Here is a 5,594-nt window from a genome sequence, read left to right on the forward strand (position 1 = left end):
TTCCTAGAACCTGTTGTTGTGGTGATTTCAGATTCTAGGACGAAGGCCGTTCTTCGTTAAACGGGCGCTAGGGTGTCACCCTTACACCAACATTTTCGACGCGATCCGAGTTGATTTTCATGCGGCGTGCACACACGCCTACGATCGCGACCGATGGTCGCTATCTATTTTCAAAACTCGCGTTTTGTTTTGACGCGATATGAAATGCGATATGAAAAAACGAAACGCCCGCGCGAGTCGTTTTGACTTTTGCGCGGGCACGATTCGATTCAAATGAAAATCAAGACGGTGAGTTTTTGAGTTTCGCGGTTTAGATCTCAGAAAACAGATTTAGAAACTGCGGCGTCGATTTCACTTCGCCCGCAGCATTACGGCGCAAGAACATCCAAGGGAACAACTTGGACACCGCGGTCGGTAACATAGGCTTGTGAGCCAAATCCAATAATCGCTACTTTAGAAACCGGTGGGGTGTTTCCAGCAGCAACCATACGTTCCTCGACAGCAACAAGATTGTCAGATGCCTCTTCTATTTGAGCAGAGCTGAGTTTAACTTCGACCGGGATCCAGGTCCCACCAGGAGCCGCAATGACTGCATCGACCTCTAGATCGCGAGAATCGTGATAGTGGTAGAGGCTCATTCCGTTTGCTCGCGCATAAACCCACAAATCATGGAGTGCCAGCGATTCAAAAAGTAGTCCAAGCGTCTTGAAATCTAGCAGCAAGGTCTCCGGAGTCGCCCCGAGCGCAGCGGCCGCCAGCGACGGGTCGGCAAGATGATGCTTCTTTGATTCTCTTAAGTGCACCGGAGATCTCATTGCTGGATTCCACGCGGGAATATCGCGAACGAAGCTAACCCGTGCGAGAAGAGATATATACGATGCCGCCGTTTGTCTCGATACTTCTCCACCAAGATCAGCTACGAGCGTCTTGAGTGTCGCCAAAGTGGATTCATTACGCGCGAGCGATTCGATGACAGCTTTGACCTTTTCAGGATCGCGTCGAGAGCCATCAACACGAGACAAATCTTCTTCGGCGACTATGCCGATGTAACGTTTCGCCATCGCCGACGCAGCCAGCGCATCGCGACCGACCGCCGCGGGCCATCCACCACGGACAACGCACTCGGCAATCGAGGCAGAATCAAACGATCCGAAAGCGCCATTGAACTTTTCGCCAGAAATAATGCCCGACAGCTTAACCGCGCCGCTAGATTTCCCAAGCTCGAAAAGCGTCATGGTATCCATGCGCAATTTAGCGAACCTTCCAGCGCCACTGTGCATCGGCCGCTCATTGTCTCGCGGCGTCGCCGACCCCGTAAATATGAACTGGCCAGGCTCGCCGCCGCGGTTGTCGCACTCAAACCGCGCCGCGTCCCAAAGTTTCGGAACCTCCTGCCATTCATCGATCAGCCGCGGCACCTCGCCTGCAACGGCAAGCGCCGGGTCCGTCTCGGCACGCAAGCGATTCTCGAAGTTGCGCGACGGATCCATGAGAAGGAGCCTGGACGCCGCACGGGTCCCGGCTGTGGTTGTCTTTCCACACCATTTCGGTCCTTCGATGAGAACGGCACCGAATATCCCTAGCATCTGGTCGAGCTCATTTTCGATAATTCGAGTGTAGTACTTTTTTGGCATATTTTTCACCATTGTTTATCAGCGCGTTTAACTAAATTTACCGTTTTCATTTAACCAGATTTTGCTTTTTCGATTAACCAGATTTACACATTTCAGTTAACGAAACAGATTAAACATGCACGAGGTGAAAATCATCTACTCAACACCGCGCATGAGCTCCGAAATGGTGATTTGAAATCCGTCGGCAATCTTCTTGAAATTTGAGAGGCTGACATTACGCCGCCCAACTTCAATGCTCGCGTAGTAGGAACGATCCATCTCAATCAAATTGGCGAACTGCTCCTGGCTGCACCCGAGTCCAGCGCGGAGCTCTTTGCATCTCATGCCGAATGATTTCTGAAGCGTCTTCGTGTCCATGACAAAAAGAGTCATGGATTGTTGTATAAAAGCCAACGGACTATATACAACAATCCCAGTTAAGGCGCATAATTATCTCTATTGGAAAGCACTCTGATGCCCAGTCGGATAGGGCACGGAAAAGGAATGGAACAGCACAATGACTCAGGGAAAGCATTTCGCTGCCGGTGGCGATCACTTCGCCGCACTGCCAAGCAAAAAGATTCACACTCCGAAGGGGATCGCGCGTCTGACCGTCACCGCGGCGACCATGGCCGCCATGACCGGATCGAGCCTCATCTCACCGTTCACGGCATTCGCCCAGACCGGTGACGGGGGCACACAGCACCCCGCCGTGATGTCGCCGATCGCCGCCCACGCCGGCGCGGCATCCGGTACCGGCGCGAAATCCGCCGCACAGACCATCGCGGACCTGCAGAAGGCAGTCAACGAGGCGAAGGCGAAGGAGGACGCCGCCAAGGCAGCCTACGATGAGGCCGCCGGTCCCTACAACGAGGCGGCTTCCGCCCGCGACCAGGCCAAGGCATCCTACGATTCTGCAGTCAACGCCGGTACGGCAGCTGACCGAGCGGCAATGGACGAGTACGCCCGTCAGGTCGCAGAGGGCAAGGACGCCGCCGATGCCGCCGGCAAGGACCTCGAGCAGGCGAAGGCGGGTCTCGCAGACGCCAAGGCGGATGCGTCCGAGAAGGACGAAGCGTACCAGTCCGCCCTCAAGGCGGCCCAGGATGCCAAGGACGCCCTCGATAAGGCCAAGGCAGATGCCGTAAGCGCCACCCCGGAGGCAATCAGTGCCGCCGAACAGGCCGTGCGCGACGCCCAGGCTGCCGTGGAAAGGGCACAGGCCGGCCTCGCCAACGCCAACGCGACGCTTGCCGATGCCCAGTCCAAGCTGGTTGCGGCCCAGTCTGCAAAGGATTCCGCCGACGCCGTCCTCGCCGCAGCCCAGCAGAACAAGGACGCGGCGGATGCGAAGGCCGCAGCCGCCAGCGCCGCCTACGAGAAGGCGAAAGCCGACCTCGCCGCAGCCGAGGCCGGTGCGAGCGGCCCGGAGTACGATGCGGCAAAACAGAAGGTCGCGGACGCAGAGGCAGCCCTCGCTGCCGCACAAGCGACACAGTCCCAGTGCGAGTCCGAGCTCGAGCAGGCGCAGTCCGCTGCAGCAACGGCACAGACCGAACTGAATGATGCCCAGGCGGCTCTCTTCGTAAAGCAGCAGGCCGCGACCGATGCCGAATCCGGCGTGAACGCCGCCCAGTCCGCACTCGATGCCGCGAACGCCGACCTCGATGCCGCCAAGCAGGCGAACGTCGACGCCGTCGCCAAGCTGGATGCAGCGAAGCAGGCTGTCAAGGATGCCGAGTCCGCCAAGGCAGCCGCCGACGTAGAGCTCGCGAACGCCAAGACCGCAAAGGATACCGCTGACGCCGCCGTGAACGCCGCCCAGCAGAAGGTCGACGAGGCCCAGGCGAAACTCGATACCGCCGACGCGCAGCTCAAGCAGGGAGCCATCGGCTTCTTCAAGGCCATGGGTGCCGATTCAGCCATCGAGCTCATCCAGAACTGCACGTACAAGGACTACACCGAGATCGGAAACAGTCTCGACGCCACGAGCCTCGACAACATGCTCTTGTCCATCACGGTCATGAAGAATGTGAACGCATACCGCAAGTCCGTCGGTCTCTCCGAGCTTCAGGTCACCCACAAGCTCATTGCGGCGGCGATCGCCGATGCAAACTATTCGACGAAAAATGTAGAGCATGCCCAGCAGTTCGATGTCGGTGAAAACCTTGCCTGGAGCTATCGCGATCCCTGCAAGGCCTGGATCTATCAGGAAAAGGACCTGTTTGACAAGACTGCAGCCTCCCTTGGTGCGACGAATCTTTCCGGAAAGGATGCCTACGACTTCTGGTATGCCAATCAGGATAAGTTCGATTACTTCCGCATTGGCCATTACATGAACATCATCAACCCTGACTATGCTGTCATGGGATGCGGCCTGAACGATGACACCCGTTTGACGTTCTCGCTCACGCTGCAATACGGCGGTTGGTCCGGTTCAGGCTGGAACATGAATCCCATCTCCGTCGACGAGTACGAGCAGAATCTGACCTCCTACATCAACGGCCTGAAGAGCGCCAAGAGCGCACTCGATGCCGCCAAGGCCGACCTCGCATCAAAGCAGCAGGCCGCCACCGACGCCGCTGAAACCGTCCAGCAGAAGCAGGTCGCAGCGGATTCCGCACAGGCGGGTGTCGATGCCGCGAAGCAGGACGTCACCGATGCCCAGCGTGCCGTCGATGCCGCAAAGGCTGATGTCGCCGCCAAGCAGCAGGGCGTCACGGATGCCCAGACCGAGCTTGATGCGGCGAAATCGGACCTCGATGCCGCCAACGCGGCAGTCGATACGGCAAAGTCGACCGTCCAGCAGAAGCAGGTCGCCTTTGATGCCGCCAACGCAGCCGTAACGACCGTACAGTCTAAGTTGGATGCCGCCAAGGCGGACACCGTATCCAAGCAGCAGGACGTCTTGGATGCGAACGCCGATCTCGCGAAGTTCTTCCAAGACGTCGCCGACGCCAAGAAGGCGCTCGATACAGCAAAGAGTATCCATGACGCGGCGGCAGCCGATCAGGTCGAGAAGGCGACCGTCCTCGCCGCCGCCGAGCAAAAGGTGGACGCCACCGCACGCGCCCTCGCGGATGCCCAGCGTGCCGTTGATGCCGCAAAGGCCGACACCGGCGTTGCCGCCGACAGGCTCACCGGCTCCCAGACCGATCTCGATGACGCACAGTCGAACCTCGACATCCTCACCGATCTTGCCGCGAAGCTCGCAGAGGCACAGCAGCGCGAGCAGGATGCAGTAAAGGCCGTCAATGACACCAAGGCCGCCCTCGATGCCGCGAAGGCGGGTGCCATCGCCGCCGAGTCCCTGGTCTCCGCCGCCGAGCAGGCGAAGGCGCAGGCAGACGCCAAGCTGTCGAAGCTGAACTCCATCGACGCCGGCGCGGCGATCGCTTCCGGCCATGACGCGAACGCGGATGACGCCCTCAACGCGCTTTTCGCCGCAGCAGTCGAGGCACGTGCCAAGGTCGCGCCCGCCAAGGCAATCCTGGACGAGAAGCAGGCCGCGGTGGACGGGCTCCAGCCCGACTATGATGCGGCACTCGCCGCCTACGAGCAGGCGAAGTCCGACCGCATCGCAGCGGAGCAGAAGCTTTCCGATGAGATCGCACGACAGGAGGCAGAGGAGGTCGCAAAGCAGCAGGCGGCATACACCCCGAAACATCTCGCCGGCACGGATACCGCCCAGCCCGGCAGCCTCGCCCAGACCGGCGACCGCGCGGGACTCATCGGCGAGACGTTCGTCATCGGCGGTACCGTCCTCGTGGCAGCCGGCGTCTTCCTCGATCAAAAGAAGCGCCGCGAGCAGATGTAGTGCAAATCGCATAACGACTCGGAAAGGGGAATCCCGCAAAAGGGATTCCCCTTTTTCGGATCGCGTCGAAAATGTTGGTGTAAGGGTGACACCCTAGCGCCCGTTTAACGAAGAACGGCCTTCGTCCTAGAATCTGAAATCACCACAACAACAGGTTCTAGGAA

3 protein-coding genes are annotated in these 5,594 nt (G+C 58.8%); 1 reads left to right on the forward strand and 2 read right to left on the reverse strand.

From position 1 onward, the window contains the following. Positions 1-368: 368 nt before the first annotated feature. Both ARB25_RS09475 and ARB25_RS09480 read right to left on the reverse strand, forming a co-directional pair. Entirely contained in the window at positions 369-1,634 is a 1,266-nt protein-coding gene (locus tag ARB25_RS09475; protein WP_055287632.1) for an ATP-binding protein, read from the reverse strand. 135 nt (positions 1,635-1,769) lie between these two features. Continuing rightward, positions 1,770-2,006 (reverse strand): helix-turn-helix domain-containing protein, encoded by a 237-nt coding sequence (locus ARB25_RS09480; RefSeq protein ID WP_055287634.1) that lies wholly within the window; start codon positions 2,004-2,006, stop codon positions 1,770-1,772. A gap of 124 nt (positions 2,007-2,130) precedes the next feature. On the opposite strand from ARB25_RS09480, the gene ARB25_RS09485 reads away from it, so the two are divergent. Next, positions 2,131-5,430, forward strand: coding sequence for a CAP domain-containing protein (locus ARB25_RS09485; protein ID WP_055287636.1), 3,300 nt, complete (start codon positions 2,131-2,133; stop codon positions 5,428-5,430). Positions 5,431-5,594 lie beyond the last annotated feature (164 nt).

Source organism: Collinsella aerofaciens (assembly GCF_001405375.1).
Lineage (GTDB): Bacteria > Actinomycetota > Coriobacteriia > Coriobacteriales > Coriobacteriaceae > Collinsella > Collinsella aerofaciens_F.

What these genes read in the sequence shown, in the direction of transcription:
- ARB25_RS09475 (WP_055287632.1), bottom strand. Translation starts at nt 1,634, where the DNA reads ATGCCAAAAAAGTACTACACTCGAATTATCGAAAATGAGCTCGACCAG.
- ARB25_RS09480 (WP_055287634.1), bottom strand. Translation starts at nt 2,006, where the DNA reads ATGACTCTTTTTGTCATGGACACGAAGACGCTTCAGAAATCATTCGGC.
- ARB25_RS09485 (WP_055287636.1), top strand. Translation starts at nt 2,131, where the DNA reads ATGACTCAGGGAAAGCATTTCGCTGCCGGTGGCGATCACTTCGCCGCA.